19 protein-coding genes are annotated in these 26,136 nt (G+C 45.0%); 6 read left to right on the forward strand and 13 right to left on the reverse strand.

All coding sequences use genetic code 11. The features are described from left to right. Nucleotides 1-22: 22 nt before the first annotated feature. Entirely contained in the window at nt 23-1,294 is a 1,272-nt protein-coding gene (locus P397_RS0115335) for a M20/M25/M40 family metallo-hydrolase (protein WP_028107073.1), read from the forward strand. Between the two features lie 80 nt (nt 1,295-1,374). Here the strand turns inward: P397_RS0115335 and P397_RS0115340 are convergent, their stop codons facing one another. The 7 genes from P397_RS0115340 to P397_RS0115370 all read right to left on the reverse strand — a co-directional run bounded on the left by P397_RS0115340 (nt 1,375) and on the right by P397_RS0115370 (nt 10,239). Continuing rightward, complete coding sequence (locus tag P397_RS0115340) at nt 1,375-1,848, reverse strand: hypothetical protein (protein WP_028107074.1); 474 nt, start codon at nt 1,846-1,848, stop codon at nt 1,375-1,377. Nucleotides 1,849-2,002: 154 nt separating this feature from the next. After that, entirely contained in the window at nt 2,003-4,396 is a 2,394-nt protein-coding gene (locus P397_RS17805) for a carbohydrate binding domain-containing protein (protein WP_064506619.1), read from the reverse strand. Nucleotides 4,397-4,463: 67 nt separating this feature from the next. Next, nucleotides 4,464-5,810 carry a GH1 family beta-glucosidase gene (locus P397_RS0115350; protein ID WP_028107076.1) on the reverse strand — a complete coding sequence of 449 codons (1,347 nt, stop codon included), beginning with the start codon at nt 5,808-5,810 and terminating at the stop codon, nt 4,464-4,466. A 22-nt stretch (nt 5,811-5,832) separates the two neighbouring features. Further along, nucleotides 5,833-6,756: a carbohydrate ABC transporter permease gene (locus P397_RS0115355; protein WP_081777001.1), complete on the reverse strand. Its 924-nt coding sequence runs from the start codon at nt 6,754-6,756 to the stop codon at nt 5,833-5,835. Between the two features lie 3 nt (nt 6,757-6,759). Further along, entirely contained in the window at nt 6,760-7,656 is an 897-nt protein-coding gene (locus P397_RS0115360) for a carbohydrate ABC transporter permease (protein ID WP_026834090.1), read from the reverse strand. A gap of 60 nt (nt 7,657-7,716) precedes the next feature. Further along, on the reverse strand, nt 7,717-9,024 hold the full coding sequence (locus P397_RS0115365) for an ABC transporter substrate-binding protein (RefSeq protein ID WP_028107077.1): 1,308 nt from the start codon (nt 9,022-9,024) through the stop codon (nt 7,717-7,719). Nucleotides 9,025-9,225: 201 nt separating this feature from the next. Further along, entirely contained in the window at nt 9,226-10,239 is a 1,014-nt protein-coding gene (locus tag P397_RS0115370) for a LacI family DNA-binding transcriptional regulator (RefSeq protein WP_028107078.1), read from the reverse strand. Between the two features lie 211 nt (nt 10,240-10,450). Between P397_RS0115370 and P397_RS0115375 the strand changes: the two genes are divergently transcribed. Continuing rightward, nucleotides 10,451-10,879, forward strand: a complete 429-nt coding sequence (locus P397_RS0115375; protein ID WP_028107079.1) for a VOC family protein — start codon at nt 10,451-10,453, stop codon at nt 10,877-10,879. Nucleotides 10,880-11,082: 203 nt separating this feature from the next. Then, nucleotides 11,083-11,262 carry a hypothetical protein gene (locus P397_RS0115380; RefSeq protein WP_028107080.1) on the forward strand — a complete coding sequence of 60 codons (180 nt, stop codon included), beginning with the start codon at nt 11,083-11,085 and terminating at the stop codon, nt 11,260-11,262. Between the two features lie 88 nt (nt 11,263-11,350). On the opposite strand, the gene P397_RS0115385 is transcribed toward P397_RS0115380, so the two are convergent. The 4 genes from P397_RS0115385 to P397_RS0115400 form a co-directional block, all read right to left on the reverse strand. Beyond that, on the reverse strand, nt 11,351-12,025 hold the full coding sequence (locus tag P397_RS0115385) for a hypothetical protein (protein ID WP_028107081.1): 675 nt from the start codon (nt 12,023-12,025) through the stop codon (nt 11,351-11,353). A 170-nt stretch (nt 12,026-12,195) separates the two neighbouring features. Beyond that, the gene (locus P397_RS0115390; RefSeq protein ID WP_028107082.1) at nt 12,196-12,903 is read right to left on the reverse strand and encodes an ABC transporter permease; all 708 of its coding nucleotides are present in this window, start codon (nt 12,901-12,903) and stop codon (nt 12,196-12,198) included. Beyond that, a complete protein-coding gene (locus tag P397_RS0115395; protein ID WP_035414267.1) occupies nt 12,900-13,742 on the reverse strand; it encodes an ABC transporter ATP-binding protein in 843 nt (280 codons plus the stop codon). Before P397_RS0115395 ends, P397_RS0115390 begins: the two co-directional genes overlap by 4 nt. A 124-nt stretch (nt 13,743-13,866) precedes the next feature. Then, entirely contained in the window at nt 13,867-14,865 is a 999-nt protein-coding gene (locus P397_RS0115400; RefSeq protein WP_028107084.1) for a LytTR family transcriptional regulator DNA-binding domain-containing protein, read from the reverse strand. A gap of 134 nt (nt 14,866-14,999) precedes the next feature. Here P397_RS0115400 and P397_RS0115405 point away from each other — a divergent pair, with 134 nt between their 5' ends. From P397_RS0115405 to P397_RS0115415, 3 genes are all read left to right on the forward strand, one after another. After that, nucleotides 15,000-15,476 carry a hypothetical protein gene (locus P397_RS0115405; RefSeq protein WP_026834098.1) on the forward strand — a complete coding sequence of 159 codons (477 nt, stop codon included), beginning with the start codon at nt 15,000-15,002 and terminating at the stop codon, nt 15,474-15,476. A 316-nt stretch (nt 15,477-15,792) separates the two neighbouring features. Next, complete coding sequence (locus tag P397_RS0115410) at nt 15,793-17,007, forward strand: hypothetical protein (RefSeq protein WP_028107085.1); 1,215 nt, start codon at nt 15,793-15,795, stop codon at nt 17,005-17,007. Between the two features lie 172 nt (nt 17,008-17,179). After that, nucleotides 17,180-21,364, forward strand: a complete 4,185-nt coding sequence (locus tag P397_RS0115415) for an AAA domain-containing protein (RefSeq protein WP_028107086.1) — start codon at nt 17,180-17,182, stop codon at nt 21,362-21,364. Between the two features lie 123 nt (nt 21,365-21,487). Here P397_RS0115415 and brxL read toward each other — a convergent pair whose 3' ends face one another. Then, nucleotides 21,488-23,545, reverse strand: a complete 2,058-nt coding sequence (brxL, locus tag P397_RS0115420) for a protease Lon-related BREX system protein BrxL (protein WP_028107087.1) — start codon at nt 23,543-23,545, stop codon at nt 21,488-21,490. Between the two features lie 16 nt (nt 23,546-23,561). Beyond that, nucleotides 23,562-26,120 (reverse strand): BREX-1 system phosphatase PglZ type A, encoded by a 2,559-nt coding sequence (gene pglZ / locus P397_RS0115425; RefSeq protein WP_028107088.1) that lies wholly within the window; start codon nt 26,118-26,120, stop codon nt 23,562-23,564. Nucleotides 26,121-26,136: the final 16 nt, after the last annotated feature.

Below are 26,136 nucleotides of genomic sequence, written 5' to 3' on the forward strand. Positions count from 1 at the left end.
ATCTGACAAGGAGCTGTTTTTGATGACAAACGCAACGATTCTCTTAGCACGACACGGTCTGAGCCAGGACGACCGGTTCAGCAAAACGCATGTGGCCCGTTTAACTCAATCCATTTTACAATATCCAACTAATGACTGGAGTGATCGCCGGCTGATCGAGTGGATCCAGCAGGTTCCTTTTCAGGATCTGCCCGGGCGAGAAGCGATGATCAATCCATTGACGGATGACTTGCCGTATCAATCCTTTGATCCGTACATCCGGGGAATCGTCCGTTGGCTGAACACTCTTGGTATCCTGACATTGTCTTGTTGTGACGGACATGCCCGCGGTCAAGCTTCGATCACCCTCCAGCAAGCCCCCTCTTTGGAACAATGGCAACTTCTTGAGCTTGCCTTGCCGCAACAGATGACGATGCAACTGATTCATCTGACGTTGAAGTTGAACTACCGCAGAAGCGGGTTCGCTTCCCTCTTGCTGTTCGCGGAACGTCTCTACCGGTTGACCGCAGATCAACACTACTTCAAGACTTTACGACTGGAACGGTTTAAACATCGTTTGCTGACTTGGCTTGAGGTCCCCGGCGTCAGCAGACGGGAACGACTGGTCGCGATGCGCCTTCGCAATGAACTGAAATCCCAGACCGATTTCCTCTATACCGACAAGCGGGGCAACGTACTGGCGACCATTCCGTGTGGCGTCGGTCCGACTGTTCTGTTGTCCGCTCATATGGATACGGTCGAACTGATCGAGGAGGGTCGGGTCATTCTTGAGGACGGCACGACACTCCGCAGTTCCAGCGGCATCCTTGGAGCCGATGATCGTGCCGGGATCACAACCATTCTGGAAATGCTTGACCGCGTCCGGAACACGAACTTCTCCGGTACGCTGAAACTCGCCTTCACGGTACAAGAAGAGATCGGTTGCCGGGGTGCCGAGGGCATCGATCCCGCTTTTCTCAAGGATGTGGATGCCGCCATCGTCGTCGACCGCCGCGGAACACGGGATATTGTCACGGCCTGCCGAAATCAAATACCGTTCTGCACACAAGAGTTTGGTCAGCTGTTCGAGGAAGCCGGTCGTCTCGTCGGGATGCCGGACTGGCAGACGACGACCAATGGCGGATCAAGCGACACGAATGTATTTGCCGGCTTCGGAATTCCTTCCGTCAATCTGTCGGTCGGCTATAGACACGAACATACGGAGCACGAAACGGTTGACTACGCCGCGACGTTCGAGACTGTCGCTCTGATCGAATCGGTTCTCCACCATCAGCTCATTCCGGTTCGTTCTTAAACTTCCTGCACCTCTTCGACACGAAAAGCGCGCCAAGGCGCGCTGTCCGAAGAAAACGATGAATTAGGAAAATCAGCTTGTCAGTATCGCAATCGCTTCGCCTCTAGTCTTTTGTATCGGACACTTACACCAATCGCCAGCAGGATGTAGGCAAACCCGGCAAACATCGCAAACTGTCCGTATAAGACGTCAAACCATGCATTGAACCCAAACAGCGGGACCACAAACAAATAATAAAACGGATATTGAATAGCGGATATGATATCAAACCAAAATTCCCCTAACCAGTACCGCTCAAAGAACGTGACTAAATAGACAATAATGCCGGCTAAGAACCCGAGACGCAGGTAATTGAAGACAAACAAGATTGTCTTTTCTTCGCGGACCAGTATCACAGAACCGATTAAAAAGATCAGCCAACCGAAGGATGCTACGATTTGCAGCAGACCAATCGAACCATCCGGATAAAGACTCGCCGGCCAGGCATTGATACTGATAGTCGCGAGCAAAAGCACGACAAACAACGCGACATACTGTTTCGTCGAACGAACCATAACTATGTTCCTCCTAAATTTGGTGACGTTCTTTACTCCTGTACTCTCTTCCGCCAACTGGATGTAAATCCCTTTTTTTCAGCCTAACAAAAAACGTACGTTTCCTCCACCCTTCTTACAAAGGGCAGTGTGAAACGTACGTTTAACTATTCTCTTACTTCACTTCTAATGTCACATCATCAATCGTCACGTCATGCGCGGCAAACGGAGAACCGGCTGCCTTGCCGAGCAAGAATTTCAATCCGGCTGTATCGTCTTGTCCGAGCGTAAAGTCAAACTGATACGTTTTTGCTTCCGTCCCGAGTTCGACGATCTGACTGAAGTAACGCGTATATGAGGCGTTTTCGACGGTGACTTCGAGTGGTCGCGCCACCGTTGACGCTGCCTTAAACGTCAGCTGATACGTCTGTCCTTTGACGAGCTGTAAGTTGCCTTGCTCCAGCAGAACGCTCCATGGTTCCTGTCCTTCTGATGCGATGGCGAGCTTCGCGGCGTCATTGACCGTTGAGACGACCGCTTGCGCGTCATAATGGACGTATGAACTCCAGAAATTCAGTCTGTCCGAGAACGAACCGTTTTTCAGCGGCGACCGGTCGACTTCGACCGGTGTGACATCGATCAACTCGACATCATCCACTGTCACTTCCCCTTTTGCTAATCCGAAGTTGAACTGGAGTTGACTGTTCAAATCCGTCGCTTGTGTCATCGTAAATGGAATTTCGACGGTCGTTGTTTGTTTGGTCAACGGCACGTCATGCGTCGGCAAGTAGGCTGTTGTTCCATCCGCATTTGTCGCCTTGACTTGAATCTGTTTGATTCGCTTGCTGTCCGCCTTGAAGCGAAGCACATACTGATGGTTTTCCTGCAACTGGACACCACGTTGTGTCAGCGTCGCCGGTTGTCCTTTTTTCGTCTGTGCTTTTGTTTTGAATGTAAAGTCACGTGTCACCGGGTCGACCAATCCGGTTCCTTTTGTCTGACCGGCATCAAACTGCCAGTACGTCAGGCGGTCCATCGCCCCTTGGTCAAACGTACCGTTGTAGATCTGATTGCCGTCCGGTAAAGCTGGTTTGGTTGCCGTTTCATCGATTTCACCGCGTGGCACCTGTTCGACACGGACATTCCCGATTTTAACGCCGGCTTGCGCAAGACCCAGATTGAATTCGAGTCGTGCCGCGAGATCCGTTTCTGCTGCCATATCGAATGTGAACGTATGCCGTTTGACGGTTGGTGTCAAATCGATGACTTCTTCATTCGAATATTTGGTGTAGCCCCGTTCTGCCCCGCCGCCGACTTTGGCAACGATTGTCCGCGCCTGTTCACTGCTGGCGTCAAAGCTGACTTCATAGCGTCCGCCTTGAGCGAGGGAAATCTTTTGGATCAATTGGTGGGCATAGTTTTGCGCCCCCGGTTGATCGATCGTGACGCTGGCGAAGCGGGTTCCGTTCTGCTCCGTCACGTCGACCGATCCCTTGCCGCCGAAGTCCGGCAACGTCACATAGTTCCAGTACGTCGGGTCAAGGACTTGTGCCCCGTCAGTGATCGTCTTGATGGCTTTTTCATACGCTTGATCATAGACGAGATTGCCGTCTTCTAGAGGTTGTTTTGCCCCGTCCGGTAACGTCACGTCTTCATAGACCGGTTCAACCGGTTCGCGGTAGTCGCGGTTCTTCAGATCATAGACCCGGACATAATCGACTTCCATCTCGGCCGGGAACTTCGTCGTCTCGTCGACTTCGCCGTCAAACCAACCACCAACTGCGAGGTTCATCACGAGATAAAAGTTCTGGTCGAATGGTGCCGGATAACTGTAGTTGGTGGCCGTGTTTTTGCCTTTGCTGTACCAGTCGTTTTGTGTTTGATAGAGGTTGCCGTCGACATACCAACGGAGTTCGCCCGGCTCCCACTCGACGGCATACGTATGCCATTGGTCGATCCGTCCACCGTCCGGGAAGTGGTAGTCCTTGCCGGTGTATTTATTGTTCGGCCAGTTTTCACCGTAGTGGATTGTCCCGGCGATTTTATCCGGCTGACTGCCCCACGCTTCCATGACATCGATCTCACCGGACGAAGCCCATGCCCCGTATTTGTCCTGTTCCGGCAGCATCCAGAACGCCGGCCATAACCCTTTTCCGGTCGGCAGTTTTGCTTTGATTTCATAACGTCCGTATGTCTTGCTGAACAAGCCTTTTGTTTTTAATTTGGCTGATGTATAGTCGTACGATCCAAGCGAGTCGGTCGTTTTTTCTTCTTTTGCCCGGATGACGAGTTTGCCGTCGCGGATAAAGGAATTGTCTTTTTTGGTCGTATAATATTGTTTTTCATTATTGCCCCACCCCGGTGAAATCGCATTCCCTTCAGCATCGACAATCCAGTTTCCCGTATCATAGGTCCACTTCGTCCGGTCGAGCTGTTGTTTCGTGAATTCATCGGACCAGACCATCTTCCATTTCGCCTTGTCTTTTTTGTCTGCTTTCTCGGCATGACCGGTCCCGGCATAGGACAAGACAAGTCCAGTTCCGAGGGCAATTGCGAGCCATTTCTTCATCTGTAATTCCTCCTTTGAATGAACAACAGGCAAGGGCGATGAATTCGACCTTGCCTGTTCGACGACGTTACGCTTCTTGCGGAAGTGCTGCCTTATGCGTCTGGATGACATTCGCATACCAATGCGCGCTGTCTTTCCAGATTCGTTCCTGTGTATCGAAATCGACGTAGATGATGCCGAATCGTTTGTCGTACCCGAAGCTCCACTCGAAGTTGTCGAGTAACGACCAGAGGTAATAACCGGCGATGTTCATGCCTTCCTCGTTCAGATCAGACACGGCTTGCAGATGCTGCGCGACGTAATCGATCCGGTTTTGATCGTGAATTTTCCCATCGACGAGCTGGTCGTCAAAGGCGGCACCGTTTTCTGTGATGTAGATCGGTAAATCCGTGTATTCGGCCCGCAACCGGCGGATCAGGTCTTTGAATTCACTTGGTGCGATATCCCAGCCCATGCCGGTTTTATCGTAATCCGAGTAGGCGTCTTTGTGTAAGAAGTCACTCGCAGCGCTGAACTCAACCAAATTCCGGCTGTAGAAGTTGATTCCGAAGAAATCACACGGCGTTGAAATCGTCGCGAGGTCTCCCGCGTGGATGAAGTCGTACGTATGAACGTATTTCGAGAACAGGTTCATCATGTCGATTGGATATTGTCCTTTAAAGATCGGATCAAGGAACCAGCGATTCGCATAGCCATCGGCATTGTTCATTGCAATCTGATCGTTGACGGAATCCGTCTTCGCGTACTTCGGTGCCAAGTTCAGCGTGATGCCGATCGGCGTCGTGGACTGGAATTCCCCTTTCAGCAGTTCCACGGCTTTACCGTGTGACAACAACATGTGGTGGACAGCCCGGACCGCTTCGTTCATGTCCGTATGTCCCGGTGCATGTTGACCGAGGTGATAGCTCAAGAAGCCGGCACACCATGGTTCGTTGTGCGTGATCCACGAGTCGACGATGCCGTCGAGCTCTTCGAAGCAGACGCGGGCGAAGTCGAGGAACCAGTCAACCGAGTCGCGGTTGACCCAACCGCCTTCTTCATGCGCCCACATCGGGAGATCCCAGTGGTAGAGGGTAACGGCCGGTTTGATGCCTTCTTCCTGCAGACGTGTTGCCAGTGTCTTATAAAATGCCATCCCTTCCGGATTGAACTGCCCTTTGCTCGGGAAGATCCGTGGCCAGGCAATCGAGAAGCGGTACGTATCGACGCCCAGTTGTTTGATGTGTTGAATGTCTTCTTCAAACCGGTGGTAATGGTCGCAGGCGACATCGCCGTTGTGTTTTTCAAAAACTTTTCCGTCCGTATCGCAGAATGTATCCCAGATCGACGGCGTACGACCACCCTCGTCGTGTGCGCCTTCGATTTGGTACGAGGACGTCGCCGTCCCGAAGACGAAGTTCGGTGCAAATTTCATAGATGTAAGCTCCTTTACCAGTTTATTCTTTGACGGCACCAGCTGAGATGCTGCTGACGATGTATTTCGAGAGGAACAAGAAGGCGATCATAATTGGTACGACGGAAATCGCGATTCCGAGATAGAGCGAACCGAGGTTTTCGGCAACTTGTGATCCTTTGAGGAAGCCCATCAAGACCGGTAACGTATACTTTTCCGGTGAGAACAGCAATACGAGCGGCATGATGTAGTTGTTCCATGAACCGATGAACGTAAAGATCGACATCGTCGCAATTGCCGGCATCATCATCGGCAAGGCAATCGTGTGGAAGATGCGCATTTCGCTCGCGCCGTCCATCCGTGCTGCCTCAATCAAACTCGGGTGCATGACCGTCTGTAAGTACTGACGGACAAAGAACACCGTGAACGGACTGGCAATCGCCGGCACGATCAACGGGATGAAGCTGTCGAGTAGACCCAAGTTCTTACTGAGTTCGTAGAACCCGATCAATCCGAGTTGTCCCGGAATCATCATCATGACAAGCATGAAGACGAACAGGACGTTTTTTCCTTTGAACTGGTAGAAGGCAAATCCGAATGCTGTCATCGCCGAGAAATATCCCGATAGGACGGTGACGAGGACGGCGATGATCAGACTGTTCTTGAAGCCGGACCAGATGTTGACGTAAGAGCTTAAAGCGGCATAGTTTTCAGCGAGCGAGTTCCCGGGAATCAATGAGAAACCGGATAACACTTCTTCGTTCGAGCGGGTCGCGTTGATGATCATCATCAAAAACGGAATGATACAAGCGATCGTCAAGGCAATCAGTCCGACGTAGATCAGACTTTTCCCGAACCAGGCTTTTTTCTGCTTCGGGGGTGGTGTCAACTTCAGTGGACGTTCTGAACGCTCCGGTTGTTCTTCCGTTTGTGGCACGATCCGACGTGCTTCTGCATTTCGTTCCATCGGTCAGGCTCCTTTCGCTGAACGTTCTTTTCGGAACATCCCTTTGAAGACGATGATTGAAAAGACGAGCGTGATGGCAAACAATCCGTATGCGACCGCAGCGGCGTAGCCATAGTTGTTGTATTTAAAGGCTTGGTTGTAGAGATACAGCACCATCGTGTTCAGAGCACCATCCGGCGCACCGACACCGTCCGTGATCAACATCGGTAAATCGAACAATTGCAGTCCGCCGATCAGTGACGTGATCATGATGTAAAGTAGGATCGGTTTTAAGAGCGGTAACGTGATCCGCGAGAAGATTTGCCAGCGTGTCGCACCGTCAATCAGTGCCGCTTCGAAATAATCCTTCGAGATGCCCGATACGCCGGCCATGACGACGATGAACGAGTGACCGAGCCACATCCAAGTCAGGATGAGGGAGACGGAAATCTGTGCTGTGACCGGTTGCGTCAACCAGTTGATCGGCTCTGAGATGATGCCGATTTTGAGTAACATCATATTGAGTGAACCGTGCTGCCAGTCGAGCAGGATACCGAACAATAAGGCAACCGAGCTGATCGTGATCAAGTTCGGCAAGTAGAATGTCGCGCGGAAAAACGCGAGCCCTTTCATCTTGAGCTGTAAATCCGAGAACAGTAAAGCGAGCATCAAGGCTCCCCCGATTTGCAGGATGAAGTTCAGTCCCCAAATCTTGATCGTATTGAAGAACGCTTCAATGAAGTACGTATCTCCGAGCAAACGCGTATAGTTCGCGAGTCCGACGAGTTGTTCGCCTTCTGCGCCTGTGTAGTTGGTGAAACTGTAATAGAACGTCAAGGCAACCGGATAGATGCTGAAGATCAAGAAGACGATCCAAAACGGTGCGATGAACAGATAACCATGGCGATCAAGTTTTTTCACAGGTCAAACCCCTTTCTTAAACAAGAAGAGGTGAAGCGAGGACCGCCCCACCTAGACTTCTTATTCCGGTACTTTTACGTCCGGATACGCATTTTTGACTTTTTTGTAGAATTCAGCAAGTGCTTCGTCTTTTGATTTTTTGCCTTGGACATATTCCAGGACAGACGCACCGTATAACGTATCAAGCTGTTGGTCGTACTTCGTCACGATTCCCGGTGTGATCTTGTCTGCTTGATCGAGGAAGAACTCGTAGTTGTTCTGTCCGCCGAGGAACTCATCTTTGAAGTCAGTTTTGATTTTGTCGGTAACCGGTTTGTAAGCCAGGACATCCCCTGTTTCTTTCGCCCAGTCAGTCAAGAACTCATCGTCTTGCGTCATCATTTTAACGAAATCATACGCAAGCTTTTGTTTCTTCGAATCTTTGTAGACACCTAACCAAGTACCGCCCCAGAAGTATGGGCTCGGTCCGCTTGTGACAGCCCAGTCACCGGCTGATTTTTTCGCATTTTCTTTTAAGACACTGTGTAAGCCCCATGTTGGAAGGACATACGAGAAGATTTCTGTTTCAGTTTCTTTACCGTTTTCTTTGACTTTAACCGGCTTGTCCATTCCGGCGAACCATGATGGTGACCACTCCGGCGCAAGTGCCGTGTATTGTTTCGTCCGTAATTCTTTCGCATAATCCATGTAGTTTTTCTTGTCTTCCGTCACGACGAGTTCCTGTTTGTCGTTGACCCAAGCTTCCGGCTCATTTCCTTGTGCGAACCAGCGGATCGATCCTTCATCCGGGAACATTTTGTAGCCTTTGCCTTTCATCTTCTCAGCGACTTCGAAGACGCCGTCCATCGAGTTCATCATCGCCCCGATTTCTTTTGGATCATCTGTGCCGAGAACTTTTTTCGCGATGCTTCGTTTGTAGTAAACGCCACCCGGTGTCGTTTGCCATGAAAGGGCACGAACATTACCGTCTTTGTCTTTCCCCATGTCATAGACATACGGGATATAGTCGTCTTTGACGTCACCCGCGTTAAATGGTTTTTCCGACAGGTTCGCCCAGTAGCCCGCATCGACCCATTGTTTCAAGAAGGCGATTTCACCTGTGAAAATATCCGGTGCGCCCACGCCGCTCTCAAGTGCCGGCTTTAACTTCGTCGGATAGTCAGCGATCGGGACGATCGTCAATTCGACTTTCACGCCGTTTTTCTCTTCGAACTTTTTGATTGGCTCTTTTAACTCATCCGTGAACGACCAGATTTTCAGGACTTCCTTGCCGCCGCTCGTTTTTTCCTCTTCGCCGCCTGAACATCCTGCTAAAACGCTTGCTGTTAATGCGCCGACTGTTAATACGCTGACTAACTTCTTCTTCATGTCATCCCATCCTTCTCATCTGTTGGTAGTCCCCTAAGTAAGCGGTCTCATTTATTATCCAAAAATATCGAAAGCGCTTTCGTAAATGGTCTGAAAAAAGTTCCGAAAGCCCTTTCGGAAACGTACAAAAAAATATCATGTATTTCGAAACCGCTCTCGCGTTTTCTCGAAGACAACCTGCGAGAGCGATTCCGAAAAGAATTATGGTTTTACGGGTCCTGTCGACTGACGGACGATCAAATCGACTGGAATGATATCCGTCGTCATGACACGTCGTTTGTTGACGATTTGTTCGATTAACAGTTCTGCTGCATGTTGCCCGATCCGTTCCGTATCTTGCCGGACCGTCGTCAGCTTGGGTGTGACGTATTTCGACATTTCGATATCATCGTAACCGACGACGGAAATGTCGTGCGGCACCTGAAGGCCCGCTTCATGAATCGCTTCCATCGCCCCGATCGCCATTTGGTCACCTGCGACGAAGACTGCGGTCGGACGTTTCGGTAAAGCAAGCAACGTCTGCATCGCCTGTTTTCCTTCTTCGACCGAGAAAAATCCGCCGTTGATCAGATAGCCGTCCGGAATCGGTAACGCCAGTCGATCCATCGCTTGTTTGTATCCTTCGATTCGTGCCAGTCCCGCATCGATCGTCATATCACCCGCGATGTGGGCAATTAAACGATGTCCCAGTTCGTAGAGATGGTTGACGGCGAGTGTCCCGCCGGATAGGTTATCCGAGAAGACGACACTGCAATCGGTGCTGTCCATGTCGACGACAACGATTGGAATCGAACTTTGAATCAGTTCCTGGACATGCTTGTCCATTTGATCGGAACAAATGACGACGATGCCGTCGACCGCCCGATGCTGGAAATGCTCGAGGTAACTCATGTCACGATTGCGGAGATTCCGCGAGGCGAAGATCAAGTCATAGCCTTGTTGCTCCGTTGCTTTCCGGAAACTTTCGATAATCGCGTTGAAGAATGGATGCATCATCCCGACTTCGTTTGCTTCCGAGAACATGACCCCAATCGTCCAAGATCGTTTCGTCGAGAGCGACTGGGCGTGGGCGTTCGGCAAGTAGCCCATATCGGCTGCCGCCTGAACGATTTTTGCTTTTGTCTTCTCACTGACGTCGGAATAATTATTTAAGGCTTTTGAGACCGTCGTGATCGAAAAACCGGTTATTTTCGCTAAATCATAAATTGTACCCATGTAACCACTCCATTTCACCGAAAGCGCTTTCGATAAATTTAGTATAGGTCGGAATCTGGAAAGACGCAACCATTATTTGCGAATTTTTTTGGAATTTAAAAAATAAATGATATCGCTTTCATTTTTAATCGGAAAGCTCTTTAAACGAGAACAAATGTTTGGTATACTATAAGCATCAGTTAGCCGTGTTCAAATGGAGAGGAGCATTATCATGCCGATTACCCCTTACCTGGTTTTTAACGGCAATACCCGTGAGGCAATCCATTATTATGCCAAAGTTTTTGGTCAAGATATTCCTGACATCATGGAGTTTGGTCCCGGCAATGGTCCGGACGGTCAACCGTTTGAAAAAGACGTCCAGTCGCTTGTCCTGCATTCGCAATTAATTGTTCACGGTACACGCGTCATGTTTTCCGACGCGATGCCACATGATCCGGTGACGATCGGACAAAATGTCACACTGGCTCTGCATCTGCCGGACATCCAAGTCATTCACGAGACATTCGATAAGTTGGCGCAAGACGGCAATGTCATCATGCCAATCCAAAAAACGTTTTGGAGTGAAGCCTACGGTATCGTCGAAGATCCGTTTGGCGTTCAGTGGCAACTCAATCACGAAGTGAGTGAAGTAACGGCTTAAATCATAACCTCCCCTGTTCAAATGAACAGAGGAGGATTTTTTATGTAAAATCAACTTCATTTGTCTTTCAAGAGTGTAAGATGACAAACTCATAAAACTACTTCATCATTTTAGGTTCTATTAGGTTTTTGTCGGCACAGTAATAGTCTTCAGGACACTACATACCAATATTTTTATTAGATGATACAAAAGGGGGAGAGTCTATGCGTAAAATCGATTATGTCATCTTTTTCATTTTATTTTTCTTATTGAACCTTTTAAATTTCCTTGGGACGCCGGATTGGAAGGAAATACTCGCTATTTTTATAGTTGCTACGCTTGAAGCATTCATTGCGGGAACAATCACGAATCTTATTTCACGGGTCTTCTTTAAAAAACGTTAAATTAAACGGAAGAGAGGCTGACAAATCGAATAATTTAGGAAACCTTCATTTCTGAGCGTAACGTAAGTGGTAGTAGTTCAATGCGTATTCATTTACTTGGCCACTCAAAACCCATTTCAGAGAAAGAAACTTTACTCTCTTCCATTCCTTCTGCATCAACGGCATCTAGTGCTTGAATATCCTCTACAGATAAAGTAATAGTTCGCGCGGGATTTTCTAACTTCAAGTGATACAGTTTTTTTAATAACGTCAGCTGTCGTTCTGTGAGTTCATAATACTCTTCCCAATACTTAACTCCAGTTTCGTACTCGGATGCCTGTATTTCTAAAAGATGGGCCCCCTGTTCAATCATGTCGTCATATGGATGACTAGAAAAAACTTGATCATCATTCCCCCATAAGACAGTAGTGACGATTGGAAGAGCTGAACCATCCACCTCATCTAACAAGTATTGAAAGATGTCTTCTTCAGCTATTTTTTGTACGCGTTGCGGAGCTTGGCTGAACAGTTCTTTTGCTTCTGTCGTCTCTACAGAGAATTCTTCGTTTCTAAATCCTCCGACAAAAAAATCTTGACCAAATGTAACTGTCCCTCTGCTACCTTGACCATCATTTGTACTGTAATTGTTACCATCCCAGGAATGTTCATACGCAAAGTCAGGATTATTCGCGACAAAGATAGCGTGAGCGATGGAGGCGAGCATACATCCTTCCCATACCGCTTGGCGTTTCCATCCTGAATCTGAAACTTGATGTTTTTCCATTTTGACCTCCTATGTTTGCTTAATACGTTGGATTTTCTTCTATTCTCTTCACGAGTGGAGCCCTGAGTATTTTTTTAGATATGTGATAGCCGCTATGAATTCCGTTACCTGCTTTCACTGCTATTTAAGCTCATATGTCGTCTGAATTGTCTTTCGAAAAGATATACCAGTTAGCGTTTTTGTAGTTGTTTCCGATAGACCATCACTGCCAGCAAAGCACCTAGTACACTCCAGATTCCGATCACTAAAAGTGGCAGTCCGAGTGATGTGAACTTTTGTTGTTCCAAAAGCTCAGCAAATCGTAACAGTTGTAAGTTTGGTAGATATTCAAGCAACTTCAAGTAGGCGTTATTTGAAGCCAATGTCTCAAGCATCGTGCCAAAACCAAATAAAAACATGATCGGGAGGACAACAACCGATGCTTCCATGACTGACTTTGTGATTAAACCAAGTACTGTTCCGAGTGCAAGATAAAACAAACAGGATCCGATTATTGCAAGAGCAAACAGTCCAACGTGTTCCGGAACGTATCCTGTAATTTGAATGCACAGCAGAATTGTTATGAGTGTGATCAACAAACTCAAAAGACTTTTCCCGAGTAAGATTTCACTTGTGGTCGCAGGCGACAACATGAGTGTCCGTAATGTATTTTTTTCTTTTTCTTCTGCAATCAGTGTGCACTGAACAAACGCTGTGACAGAAGAAAACGTCAGATTGATCACGGTGTAATGAATCTCAAGTGTGATGTCGCCAAGATTTCTATAAGCAATGGCTAACAGAATCGGAACCAATAATGTGGTCGTGACAAAGAGATTGCGGGTTACATCTTTAACATCCTTCAAAAAGATCGCAAGTGTTCGCTGGATGGACAGATTCATACGAGTCCCCTCCCCGTGACATGAATAAAGATTTCGTCTAGTGTCGGTTCGTTTGAATGAATCGTAACGATTTGATTTGAACAAAAGTAGTCATACATCTTTTGGGCATCCTCCGGTCCATTTTGTAAAATCATTGGTTCCCTCCCTGTCAAACGTACTGTCACGGTTGCGTCAGAAAACCGTTCACGTAACTCGATTGGTGAACCCATTAACGGCAACTTCCCTTCATGTAAAAATGCTACCCGGTGACAGAGTACCTCTGCTTCCCGCATATCGTGTGTCGTCAAAAAAATAGTCGTTCCCTTTTGATTTAACGTGCGTAATCCTTGATGAATATAATACGTATTCATCGGATCAAGCGCCGATGTCGGTTCATCCAAAAAAAGAAGCTGAGGTTCATGTAACAAGGCGCGAGCCAACAACACGCGTTGGCGCATCCCTTTCGATAAATGCTGCACTTTCTTCTTTTGTTCTGCACCGAGATGGACAATCATGAGAACTTCTTCGACCCGTTTTAAAGAACAACCATATAACCGGCAATAGAGCTTAAGATTATCGTAAATACTTAAACGATCATACAGACCGCTATTGTCTGTCATGATTCCGATTTCTTGTAACTGTTCTCCCCGCAACCGATTCGTCGTATGTCCGAGCACTTTTGCCTGACCCGTGTCGGCTTTGACTTGCCCTGTCAGTAATTGAAGTAATGTTGTCTTGCCAGCTCCACTCGGTCCAACTAACCCAAACACTTCCCCTTGCTGTACCGAAAAACTAATCTTGTTTAAGGCAACCTGTCCTGAAAACTCTTTCGTAATCTGATCCACTTCAATAATCGGCATCCTATAAACTCCCTTCATCTGTTCTACGCTCAGCATAGAACCTAGAGAACGTGAATACCTTAAAAAGTAGCTGACAGGAGCATCCGATCCGTCGACAGGCGTCTGTCACTCCCTTAACGGAACGTCATTGAAGACCCAATATCTCTTTTAAGAGGGAGACCCGGTTTTTCGATAGCGGTACTTCCTTGCCATTTTTCAACAGCAGACTATAACTGTTTCGCGTCCACATCATCACTTCTGATACTTTTTCGAGATTAACTAAGTAAGAGCGATGACACCGAAAGAAAGGATAGGCCTGCAACCGTTGCTCATATTCTTGCAACGTATACAGACCTGGATACTGGTTGTGATTGCTATTCACTTGAACCGTACCGGCAATACTCTCCAAATAATCCAGCTCCGCTATATCCAGCAATACGATATTTTTATCGACTTTCATCGCAATTTTTTGCAGCATTTGTTGTCCCGGAGACAGATCAGTTGGAACAGCTGTTTCTTCCTCTGGTTCAACTGTAATTTCTGATTCCACAAACTGCAGTTTTCCGTTTCGCCATTGGTACACAGACCGTGATAGTAACATCGCATTCTCTAAACTTTCTGTCAGGAGAATCACCGATTTTCCATCTTGTTCTGCTTCTTGTACGAAGCGAAGGATCAATTGTTTGGTCTGCCAGTCGACATTTTGAATCGGCTCTTCCATCACCAAAACACGCGGATTTTGTAATAGGAGACGACCGAGTACTAGTCGTTTTTGTTCCGAGTAGGTTAACTCTTTTCCTTTTGTCCGGGCCCGTTCCGTCAAATGGAGCCGTTCAAGCAACTCCTCAATCGAATTCTCACTCTGATAGAGTTGCTTAAAAAATTTCAACTGCTCTTGTACCGTTAGTCGCGGATAGGAATCGAGCGCTAAAAAACAAAATCCGATATCCGATAGATTCAATGATTGATTCCCCGGGAAATCAATCTGAATTTCCTGATAACCCGTCCGTTTTTCTCGCGATTGAAGACGCTCTAAAATCTGTTCCTGTTCTTCTCGACTTGTTTGAATAGATATAGATTCGCCCATGCGGACTTCAAGGCGATTTGCTGTTGAAGAAGTTTTTAAAGCTACATCCTTGAACATATACAGGTATCCACCCTCTCTTTAATCCGACTCAAGGAATATTTTACCTATTATTTCATGCAATGTCTTTTATAATCAAAAAGCAGGACCATATCAAGATTGATTGCACTTACTAATTAAAAGGAGGATACTGCTTGAACATTCAAACTCTTATTTTTTTAGAAAATGAACAATATCATCTCAGTATTGAGGAACGTGAACGGATTCAATCTTATGTAAACAAAAAAGAAAATTGGCTCGAAGACGGATTTTTAAATCTAGAAGGTATCATCGCTTTCTCAAACGACCGAAACGACTCGATACAAGGTATGGATACCTCGGATGAACTTGCGCCTCTTTGGCAGTACTATACAGAAGCTCTAGATTGCTACCTGAAAAAAGATTATGCCACCTTCTATTATCCCAACACGCCCATAGAGGTTACGTTCAAAAAGCACTCGAGTCACAGCTTGTCACTGAGAATCGATCAAGATGAAGTCGTCTATGAGACAACGGAGTTTATTCGCGCTTTCCAACAAGCAGCTGCGTCATTTGTGGAGTTAATCAATTCCATCTCCAAAGGAGCTTATTCTGACGACCTCCTTGTGAAAGTAAAAGCATTAGCGAAATGACTTTCTTAATGAAAGATGACATGTTTCTTCTTCTAATTAGATAATTTTCTTTTCATATCGGGAATGGGTCAGTTGATCCGTTTCTTTTTTTATTACCACGCTGAACAGTAAACTGAAAAATTGTAAAATACCATTACTCAAAAAGATTCATTAGACTTTAGCAACTAGATTTCAATAAACCACAAAAATAAATAATACAATATAAACTTCCCTTCCTATTTTAATTTAATATATGTAAGTTGATTGTTTTTAGTAAAATACGGGGAAATATTACTAATGGTTCTTCGCTGTTTTTCCGTATAGAAAGGAGATTAGCATGCAGTACCTAGTTCAGATTTTGCACTCCATATCTTTAGCCATCCTCGTTGCCGCTATCATTTATCGCCTGCAAGTCGTCAAAGGTGAGAGACCTCCTGAAAAATTAACTGACGCGACGCTTCTACTCTGGTTAAGTAGCATTTTGTTTCTGACTTCTCTCTTGAATGGTTACATCCTCTATCGTCAAAACGGTCAATTCGAAATCATACTGCTGCCGCTCTTATTTTTAACGGTTTTCTCTTTGTTTTTATGGATTTTTTACTGTCTCTATAAATATTCGAAACGTCGCCTCTCCCCTCAGATTGTCATTCCTGCAGCCATTTTGTTACTTCTATACTTACTAACCGCATTTGCGACTCTGTTTCATTTTGAAAATATGTTCTATATCGTACTCTGTCTTGGTATCCTTAGCATTTTTGTTAGCGGACTGTTTTTATTAAAGTATCAGTCCTTTCAGGCAATGCCCCGTATCTGGAAGTACGCATTACCCTTTGGTATTTTATTTATCTTACTTTCGTACGAAGTCATTTCATCTGCTCCTCCCACAACGAATTCAGAATCAACAGCAGCTCCCGCTTCTACCGATACTGATGCCGACACTGAAAATGAACCAATTTCTGAAGAACCTGTCGAGGAGCCTATCATAGAAGAGGCAGAAGATGAATCTGTACAAGAAACTTCAGATGATGCAGCAGAAGCCCCAAAAGAAAAGGTCTATGATCAAACTAAAAAGTATTACGCTTCCTATACCCCGGTAAACCTTCAAAATGTTAATGAAAAAATCGAACTTGCTCCAAACTTCTTTTATGAAATCAATCAAATTGAAGTTGGCGAAGTCACTGCCTATGAACCATTCGTGAAGAAATTCATGTTTGATGCCGAACCTATTTCTGTGTTGAAAGTATCTGTGACCGTTCAAAATGACACCTCACAAGACTACTACTATTCTTTTGCTAGTACCTTTATTAACAATGGAACAAATGAATATAATCCCGTCGGAAAGTTTACGTTAAATCGAAGCTACGATCCAAACGCGGACCTTCCACTTCTTCGCTCAGGTACGAAAGATCGAGGGAGCTACTATGTTTTCATGGAAGAAGCTGCAGATACTCTCGATTCCTTTGATTTTCTGATTGGTTTACCGACCGATCCTGCTACAGGTAACACTGTCGATTCTTCTACCAATAATGCAATCACTATCCCTCTAAATTGACTTTCCGAAGACCCATTCGGAAAGTCTTTTTTTCTGCTCCCTACTATTCTCTTCATCCTGTTTCCTTGTATACTAATAGTGTCCTAAAAACTAGGAATTAAGCACTTATTTTTTCAATAAACCACCTCTAATTTCCTAACTTTTAAATTTACATATAAGGAGCTACCTAGTAATGAGCACTACCCGTTCAAAAGCAATCAACCTTTTTCAATTCATGGCTTCCGTCAAGAAGCTTGGCTTAAAAACACAACGAGATACCAAAACGTATACAACGATTTTAGATGAGACGACGATGAACTTTCCGAACGTCACTTCAACAAGCGATGACAGTCAGCAAACCATCGTCGAAGTAAAGTTTCACCCTGCCTTCACAATCGATCGTCCTGCCCTCCCGAGTAAATTAAGCGAATGGACCGTGACGACCGGTGACGACGTTACACCCAAGGCTTCTCTTCCAGAAGAATTAACGTCACTTTGGACGACCTACGAATTAGCTATTCGTGACTGGAAAGAGAAAAAACGTCAGCATGAAAAGGCACAAGCACTCTATGACTTGATGTACCGGATGTATCAGTTCCAAACGACTGATAATGATACCCATGAAATCGTTTGGTCCTTCGGTCACCTGCACTGGCCAACACAATCTATTCAGCGACCACTTTTCGTCCGACCCGCTGTCATTGAGTTTGATACTGAAAAAAGTTTGTTCCGCATTGAAACGACACCAACACTTCCGAAACTTGAGTTAGATATGCTGAACTGGGACAGCGTCTGGATGAAAGCAGAGCTCTCGGAATACGAACTCGATTTCAAGGAAGACCACGCCTTCGACTTTAACCCTTGGGACGAAACGCAACTCCAAGAACGAAGCGAACAAGTACTTCGGCTGTTACATGCGGACCATGCTTATGCACAAGAAGCTGACGTTTACGTCATGCCAGGTGTCCGCCTTTATCGGCGTCCGAAATCCAATCACAGTTGGGTCGAAGAGCATGAACACCTTGCGGAAGCGATCGAGCAGGACTTACCGTTGTCACCTGCGCTCGAACAGTTCTTTACTTCGGATGATGCAGCGATTGCTGCCCTAGATCAACAAGATCGTACCGAGTGGCAGGCTGTCGGCGAAGAGATTTTATTCCCGCTTCCTTACAATGAAGAACAAAAACGAATTCTTCAGCAGTTAAGTAACAACGCAGGTGTCGTCGTTCAGGGACCACCGGGTACCGGAAAGAGCCACACGATTTCCAACTTAATTTCGCATCTTCTCGCTCACGGGAAACGTGTGCTTGTCACAAGTGAAAAAGAACATGCCTTAACGGTACTCCGCGATAAATTGCCTGCTGAAATCCGTGAACTGGCGGTCTCTGTTTTAGGCGCTGATTCCAAGATGATTAAACAAACGGAAACATCTTTACATGGTATCTCAAGCTATTTGAATAAGACGTCAGCTGAAGAACTAGAAGCAAGTGCCACAACGATTCGGAATCATCTCGAAACGATTCGTCGCGAAATTGCGTCGACGCGTCGGATGATGCTTGATCAAGCCATTATCGAACACGACGGTCTGACGATTGGTCAAGAAACGAAGACGCCACTCGAGTGGGCAAAATGGATGAGTCAATCCACGATTTCGACACAGATTCCGACGCCGCTTTTGTCTGAAGAAGCACCAATGAGTGCCGTCGATATTCAGGAACTGTATGAATTGATGCAGGATCAAGAAGCACTTGCCGAACTCAAGATTCTCGGTCGCCGACCAACACGGACGGCGTTTGCGGAACCAATGATCTTCGAAGAACTCGTCGCTGAAGTAACAGCACTCCGACTCATCGAACCGACTGCGTTACCAGTTGCATGGATGAAATCCGCGTCGGATGAGACCAAACATCAACTACTCGACTGGCTCCAGCAGTCCATTCGGCAATATACGAACCTTGAAGACTGGACACTTGCCTTATATCGTCATTGGCTGGCGCATCCTTCTGATTTCGATGAGCTCGAGCAAGATCGGTTGACGTTCGAACAGACACTTCTTGAGATCGAACAACTCGAGCGGACCGTTTCGTTACATGATTTTGCTCTTCCGACAACAGATCAAGATGTATCTGTACTCGCAACGGAACTCTTGCCCCTGTTTGAAGCAAACAAGGTCGATGGGATGTTCTTTAAATGGACAAAACGAAAAAAATACGCCCTTCTTTTAGATGAAGTGACGATTGACGGGAAGAAGATGGCGAGTGCCGCAGATGTTACGTTACTCTTGCAACAGTTGACGTATACGGAATCACTTCGAAAACTCGAGCGGACGTTTAAGCATCGCTTTGAACATCATTCCATTGAAATTCCGGTTGGTCCTTTAACGACGTACCGAAAAGCGCTCGATGTTTTCCGCCAACTTGACAGTATCATGCAACACTTTACGCAAGTCCTCCGTCCATTACACGCAAGTTATGAAAATCATGACTTCACGTATGAATCAGAGTGGCTCGGGCTTCAAACCAATGCCCTAGAGTCACTCTTTGAACTAAAGCGTCTAGATGAACTGCACGAGCAGCAACAAACCTGGTTATCTTTACTCGATGTAGCAGAACTCACCCACCCTATCACTATTAAGCTACAGCAAGCGATTCGTGATTGGGATGCTACTCGCTACACAGTGATTTATGAAGAATTACGACTCTTGGAAACGAATGAGCATCGGGCAAGTCGCTTACAAACACTTAGTAACACGTTGGAACAGGCTGCTCCGAACTGGCTCACGGCATTACGAACGAACAGTGCCCCGACGTTTCATGCACTCGAACTTCGTGACGCGTGGCACCTCGCCTACGTCAAGAGTCGACTTGAAGCTTTGAGTGATGCAGACGAACGCGAGCAGCTCCATCGTCTTGAGCAAGAAGAAGGACAGACCGTCGCTCGTCTCTGTGCGACGCTCGCTTGGAAAGAGCAGCTCAAACGGATGACGCCTTCGAAACAAGAACAGCTCAATAGTTGGGCGACCTTGATTCGAAAAGTCGGAAAAGGAACGGGTAAACATGCACCACGTTACCGGAAAGAAGCCGCCAAACAAATGATGCAGGCCCAAGACGCAATTCCAGTCTGGATCATGCCGGTCAATCGTGTCCTTGAATCCTTTAAGGCTGCGAGCGATCTCTTTGACGTCATCATCTTTGATGAAAGTTCGCAAAGTACGATGGATGCGATTTCGCTCCTGTCGCGGGCACGAAAAGCGATCATCGTCGGCGACGATCGGCAAATCAGTCCGACAAGCTTTGATAACCGCGATAATGTCGAAGAAAAACGGAAAACGTATTTCGGAGATGATTCGACGATGACCTTGTTTGATGGGACAAGTAGTCTCTATTCCCTTGCCTCCGTCAAGTTCAGTACGAAAGTCGGCTTACGGGAACACTTCCGTTGTGTACCGGAAATCATTGGTTTCAGCAACGCTCACGTCTATGACGGAACGATTGTCCCGCTCCGCTTGCCCCAACGCGCTGAACGACTGAATCCAGCCGTCAAAAATCATTTTGTTCATGAGGGATACGTCGACGAGACAACGATGGACAAGGTGAACGTACCGGAAGCACGTGCCATCGTCGCTGAACTGAAACGAATGATGCAAGATCCGCTTTATCAAAATCGGACGTTTGGTGTCGTCTCCTTACTCGGAAATGCCCAAGCTAATCAGATTGAACGGATCGCGACGGCAGAAATCGGAATCGAGACGTTGATGCAGCATCAAGTCCGTTTTGGGGATGCCTACACTTTCCAAGGAGACGAGCGTGACGTCATGTTACTCTCAATGGTCGTCGCCCCAAACAAACGCTTCATGGCGATGACGAAAGAAACCGATAGTCAACGCTTTAATGTCGCAGCGAGCCGGGCCCGCGATCAAATGATTCTGTTCCATTCGGTCTCATTGAATGACATCGGCAACAGCAACTGCATGCGTTACAAGTTGCTCGGCTATTGTCAAAATCCACTTGGTGACCAAGCATCCTTCGAGAGCGTCAAACATCGCTTTGACTCACAATTCGAAGAAGCCGTTTACCGTCGTCTTGTCGCACGGGGATACCTCGTCACGCCTCAAGTCCAAGTCAACGGCTACCGGATCGACCTTGTCGTCGAAGGCGAACACAACCGACTTGCCGTCGAATGTGATGGAGAACGTTGGCACGGACCAGATGTGTATGAAGCGGACATGTTCCGACAAAAAGTCTTGGAGCGAGCGGGTTGGAACTTCTGGCGTGTCCGTGGTCGTCATTTCTATCAAGACGCAGATCGTGCGATGGAATCACTCTGGACAACACTTGAAGAGATGGAGATAAAACCTTCACTAGTTGAATATGTATAAGCAAAAGGAACAGTCCAAAACGGGCTGTTCCTTTTATCTCATCTCATGATGGTGTTTTTGAACAATTTATGTTCATTCTCTTATCTTATAAACATAATATTCATCCGAATATTTCTTGGCGATTCAACTTACACCCAGTGCTTTAAATACAGCATCTGTTGGGTCTGCATAAAATACTGGTTGTACTTTGACTAATAAATCAGGTGGGACAGTTTGTAAATCCATAACAGATGATGCAGGGATTAATACTTTTTTCGCGCCTGCATCGACGCAGACTTGTAAAACACTTGCAAATTCTTCAACCTTTGCAATTGTTCCACCAACAGTCATATTACCAATAACAACTGTACTTTCTTGAACCGGTTTGTCCAATGCTGCTGAGCATAAGCCAATTAGTTCCGCAATCGCAAGTTCATTCGTTAGTCCAATTCCTTGAAGATCACTAATATGCATCAAGTAATCTTTTGTTTTGGTACTAATGGTATTACTAATGCTTTTACTGTTAGCTGTGAAGAAACGAAAAGCTGTGTCTAAGCTTTCTTTTGTCTCTCGAGAAGAACCAACACCTGATTTATCAAACTTACCCGTTCCACTGACAACTTGATTTTCGAGTTTGTAAACGCCTATCATACCTGAGTTACCATGCCCTACAACATAGATATGTCCAGGCTTACCCATGCCTTCAGGAATGAGCTTTCCACCACCTTGTTCCGGTACGGAAACATGTTCTTCTTCTAGTGTCTCTTTATCGATATAAGAGAACATCACATCATAAAATTCCATGCCACCAATTTTCTTTAGTTGTTCCTTAACTCGGCGACGTCCTTCTAATGCATAACGCAAAATTTCTTCAATATCTTCCTTTGTATAAATTCCATTTGGGTAGATGAGCTTTACCATCCCTGATACTGTTTTGCGCACGGCTATAGTATCTCGTTGGTTTAAGTTATTACCTAATTTAAAATAACCGTCTGTTGAATCCGCAAACGAGCGTTTTCTCATTTCTCTAAAGAATTCAGCGATATAGTCTACAATGAATCCGTATTTATCAGTAAAGAAGTCTGGTCGCATTTTGGGAATTTCCCAGCCCGGCATATAATAATGCATTCGATCAAAAAATGCCGTATCATTTGCCATTTCTTCAGGGAATGGTGCAAATAAATGAGAGGTTTTTAATAAGACATCTAAACTTTGATTGATATTACCAACAAAAACCATAGAGGCCGAAGCATTCTTTTCTTCTTTACCTCTGGCAAACGATCCTGAAGCCATATAATCCTTCATAATTTGAATGCCATCTTTGTCTTTAAATCGAATACCTGCGACTTCATCAAATGCAACGCAATCCCACATTCCAACCAATCCAACTTTTCGAGTGGACATATTGTAGAACAAATTGGCTACAGTTGACTGTCCACCTGACACTAAGATAGAGTTAGGTGAAATTTCTTTGTATACATGTGATTTTCCTGTTCCACGAGGTCCAAGTTCACACATGTTGTAGTTGTTTTCTACGAGAGGAACGAGTCGTAAAAGCAAATGCCACTTTACACGTTCTTCTAATTGTGTCGGTTCCATCCCAGTCGATCGAATCAATGCATCGATCCATTCATTTTTTGTAAATTGCTTGCGCCCTTCAAATACTTCATTCATTTCCATATTCGGCATTTGAATTGGCTGCAAACTACTAACACTAAATGGATTTGAAGCTCGCCCTTCTTCATCGTAATAATAATCAATCTTGACCATACACCAAATGCCACCGACAAGAAGTTTATCAAACTCTTTTATAAAATTAGAAGGAATCGGAACACCTTTTAATCCAAGATTCGAAAACTCTGCTTCATACGTATCAATCTTCGGATTTAAAGCTACTGTCACTTTATCAATAATTGAATATTGTCCCAGTTCACGAATTCTTGATTTGATCTTTTCTGATTCGTCTGGACGAACAAAGTTATCAGTCAAGATTTTTTTTACGCGATCTACACCTTCTTGAATGCTCTGCTCATCATCAGTCGCTGCATACATTCCTAACAAATACTCAAGTACATATACAGGAACATTTGCACCTTCTTTAATGAGTTTAGTTAAGTCTTTACGAACAACTCGCCCAGCAAATATATCATTTAATTTCTTATCAAGATCTAGTGTCGAAGTCCCATCTGTTTCTTCTGCCACAAGTACACCTCCTCAATTAAAAGTCAAAATCACTGACAATTCCCAGATTAATGGAGAATGGTATTTTCTCTGTTACAACTCCTGTTTCTAAATCTTTTACAAGTAAATAATAAGTTTTGTTACGATCATACGAAATACTTTTTAAGACAAATTGAAGCTTAAATATACGATCTCCAGGGTTATCAAATGTACGATCTCCAATAATTGTTTCTTCATTGGATAACACCGTTCCATCAATATCTTCGATACAAATAACCACTGTACGCGGAATCATCTTATCTTCGACTTTTTCTGTTTGGAAAAAATTCAAATTGAAAATACTATTCGTAATTTTGCGTGTCGAACTTGTGAGTTTAATGTCTACTTTTTGGAGAGCATAAGATCCCTTTTGACCAGCTCTTTTGTTTTTGTAGACAACTAACGGAACCACAACTTCTTGTAAACTTGCACCACCATGAACAAAGTTGACGCCAGTCCCTTGCATGCGATTCCGAATCGTCCCATTTGGTACATAAGCTGTCAGTTGCTCTTCATTATCTATAATTGAAGACAAGTTAATGCCAAGCTGTCCAGAAATTTCGCGTTTTTCTTTCGACATTACATAGCGACGTTTTATTTCGACCGCATTTAATACTTCATTACTTATTTTATCGCTGTCTTCTAAGGCATCACGTTGATATAAAAAACCATGGTCAGCAGTGACGTAGATGTTCGTTCCACTTAAATCATCGCGAATCATCTTAACTAATGCATATAACTGATTTAAAGCTGTTTCAACCGCGTTGAACGTATAAATTTCAGTGGAAGCTTTATCGCCCATCGCATCGATCGTGTCGTGGTAAATATACACAACTCGCTTCCCTTTAAACGTTTCTCGGCGACCAGCTTTATTCATAGCGAGCATATCTTGGAAGTGAATAGCGAGACTGTCTTCTACATAAGATTCGATAATCTTTTTGCGATTTTCGAGTCCCGCCGAATCTTTGTCGTCTACTAGGACGCGGCCATTTTCATCAAAATCTAACTTACGATGCGGTAGCAGTGCTGCCATACCTAACTTTGTTATAGAAGGTACTACGCCAAGCATTGACTGCATCTCACAAATACCTATTGTTTCAGAATTCAAGCGATCCATTAATTCCAATCCCACTTCATAACGCATTGCGTCTGAAATAATAACAAAGACACGTTCACCCTTTCGAACATGCGGAGCAACCGCTGACGAATAAAAACTTTGCTGACTTGGAACCCCCGGAAGCGACCATTCCTCAATCATTTCCGACTTAAGCGATTTCGACCAATGGGAGCTTAATTCGCCGATAAACCAGTTGGTATACAAGTGTTCAACAAGTTCTTTTAACTTTTTCACTAACTCGTGATTACTTTCTTCATCGTAGGCCACATAGAATTTCCGATAATACGTATCCATAACGAAATACTCATCACGGTAAGCTTTGTACAAATCAATAGCTGAGCCTTGTGGAATTCCTTGTTGATGTGCTTTATAAAACTCCTGCATTTTTACTGTGTAATAGAGAGCTTCGTAAATCGATGCGTATTTTCCGTAATAATGTTTTACACGTCTCAATTTAATCAGCTTCGTGTACTCCTCATAATCTTCAAGCCTTTCCATTAAGTTATTCGCAATGTAGATAATAATGACTTTATCGATGTAAGGGAATGTATCAGCCTGTTTAAACTCATCTACCGGAATATCTTGTAGAATACTTGGCAGTTTAATTTCCTGCTCTACCATTTCAGCATACTGATCAAAGACTAAACCATCTGCTTTATGATGCATCCAGTGATCAATAAATACCAACGCATTCGCCTTGTTTCGTACAGCTATAAAATCCTTTACACTCGTTAAATATTCATCGCTTATAGAATGCGTGAACGCTGTAACGGTTAAATGGATAAACAAAGTCTTCAAGGTCTTGGTTTCTCGCACATAGCCATAGTAATTCGCGACATATCGCCAAAATATATCTATATCAAAAAATCGTTTCAGTTGAGATAAAGGTTGGTTTTCATTCTCATTAAGCGTATCCAATAGTACTTCTTTTAACACTGCTTCAAAATCGGGTGTTTTCACATTACACAATACACTCATAATCGCCAATTCAATCGTTTCTTCCGAGTAAGACTCAATAGCAAATGATTGAAATTTACGGAAACGTTCTTTATTGTTAAAAAATCGTTCGTGTTTTTTAATAATCGCTCTAAGAGAGGAATCTACCTGAAGTTCATTTAAGATAAGTGAAATTCGATCCGCGAAAAATGTCTTAGAATAAAGTACTGTATCTACTAACCAATTGTCTTCTACACTTTGTTCTAGATTGGTATAAATCAGATAAAAGGACGTCGGGTCTTCTTCTTCCAACAAATGCTTTATATAAAATGAATTTCGATCAGATAATGCTTGGACTTTAACATTTGGTAATGCTAATTGACCAATTTCCTCCGTAAATTCTTCGTCTTTATCCACCCAAAACACAAGCTTTCGTTGTTCGCCATCATTTAACGGTTCATCGAAGATGTCTTGTAGCGCGGACTCAATTTGTGTCATGTTCATAGCATTTACCTGCCTT

The sequence above is a fragment of the Exiguobacterium undae DSM 14481 genome, from assembly GCF_000620805.1.
Classification (GTDB): domain Bacteria; phylum Bacillota; class Bacilli; order Exiguobacteriales; family Exiguobacteriaceae; genus Exiguobacterium_A; species Exiguobacterium_A undae.

What these genes read in the sequence shown, in the direction of transcription:
- P397_RS0115335 (WP_028107073.1), top strand. Translation starts at nt 23, where the DNA reads ATGACAAACGCAACGATTCTCTTAGCACGACACGGTCTGAGCCAGGAC.
- P397_RS0115340 (WP_028107074.1), bottom strand. Translation starts at nt 1,848, where the DNA reads ATGGTTCGTTCGACGAAACAGTATGTCGCGTTGTTTGTCGTGCTTTTG.
- P397_RS17805 (WP_064506619.1), bottom strand. Translation starts at nt 4,396, where the DNA reads ATGAAGAAATGGCTCGCAATTGCCCTCGGAACTGGACTTGTCTTGTCC.
- P397_RS0115350 (WP_028107076.1), bottom strand. Translation starts at nt 5,810, where the DNA reads ATGAAATTTGCACCGAACTTCGTCTTCGGGACGGCGACGTCCTCGTAC.
- P397_RS0115355 (WP_081777001.1), bottom strand. Translation starts at nt 6,756, where the DNA reads ATGGAACGAAATGCAGAAGCACGTCGGATCGTGCCACAAACGGAAGAA.
- P397_RS0115365 (WP_028107077.1), bottom strand. Translation starts at nt 9,024, where the DNA reads ATGAAGAAGAAGTTAGTCAGCGTATTAACAGTCGGCGCATTAACAGCA.
- P397_RS0115370 (WP_028107078.1), bottom strand. Translation starts at nt 10,239, where the DNA reads ATGGGTACAATTTATGATTTAGCGAAAATAACCGGTTTTTCGATCACG.
- P397_RS0115375 (WP_028107079.1), top strand. Translation starts at nt 10,451, where the DNA reads ATGCCGATTACCCCTTACCTGGTTTTTAACGGCAATACCCGTGAGGCA.
- P397_RS0115380 (WP_028107080.1), top strand. Translation starts at nt 11,083, where the DNA reads ATGCGTAAAATCGATTATGTCATCTTTTTCATTTTATTTTTCTTATTG.
- P397_RS0115385 (WP_028107081.1), bottom strand. Translation starts at nt 12,025, where the DNA reads ATGGAAAAACATCAAGTTTCAGATTCAGGATGGAAACGCCAAGCGGTA.
- P397_RS0115390 (WP_028107082.1), bottom strand. Translation starts at nt 12,903, where the DNA reads ATGAATCTGTCCATCCAGCGAACACTTGCGATCTTTTTGAAGGATGTT.
- P397_RS0115395 (WP_035414267.1), bottom strand. Translation starts at nt 13,742, where the DNA reads ATGCCGATTATTGAAGTGGATCAGATTACGAAAGAGTTTTCAGGACAG.
- P397_RS0115400 (WP_028107084.1), bottom strand. Translation starts at nt 14,865, where the DNA reads ATGTTCAAGGATGTAGCTTTAAAAACTTCTTCAACAGCAAATCGCCTT.
- P397_RS0115410 (WP_028107085.1), top strand. Translation starts at nt 15,793, where the DNA reads ATGCAGTACCTAGTTCAGATTTTGCACTCCATATCTTTAGCCATCCTC.
- P397_RS0115415 (WP_028107086.1), top strand. Translation starts at nt 17,180, where the DNA reads ATGAGCACTACCCGTTCAAAAGCAATCAACCTTTTTCAATTCATGGCT.
- pglZ (WP_028107088.1), bottom strand. Translation starts at nt 26,120, where the DNA reads ATGAACATGACACAAATTGAGTCCGCGCTACAAGACATCTTCGATGAA.